This is a genomic window from Treponema sp. R6D11 (assembly GCF_054786075.1).
In genome coordinates, this window is the sequence record NZ_BDHD01000877.1 from 1 (window position 1) to 462 (window position 462).

General features: G+C 35.9%; 1 protein-coding gene. It reads right to left on the reverse strand.

The window, feature by feature from the left end; genetic code table 11:
• Nucleotides 1–6 precede the first annotated feature (6 nt).
• Nucleotides 7–462 (reverse strand): endolytic transglycosylase MltG (gene mltG / locus ACYVTD_RS16610; RefSeq protein WP_461248763.1); only part of this gene is annotated, 456 nt, incomplete at its 5' end.

Sequence of the window (462 nt, forward strand, 5' to 3'; positions counted from 1 at the left end):
CTGTTTTTACAGTTCTTTTATGTTTCTTTTTTGTATCTCAGTTATAATGTATTCTACTGTGGCGCAAGATTGCAACGCCATTTTAATTTTTAGCCTGTTGTAAAAAACTCCCGCCATAACAGGAGCTTCCTTCTCTACTCTGTATTCTCTCTCAACAATGGAGGCGATTATTATTTTTTCGTTTAACTCTTTTGGCGTCATAGAAAAAATAGCGGGATCTATATTTTTTAAATTACTAAAAAGATTATCAGCCATTGTCGTAACTATTTTTTCCGCCGGATACTCGCTTGGGAAATAATATGTATCAGGAAAAAGATAGCCTTCCATTGATTGATTAGGTATGTGATACTTGGAGATTATTCCAGTATCATTTGCGGCGGCAAGAAAATCCTGCGCGGAACATACACCCGATTCTTCAATTATTTTTGCCATTTTTTTAAGCGTTACCCCTTCAGGGATAGT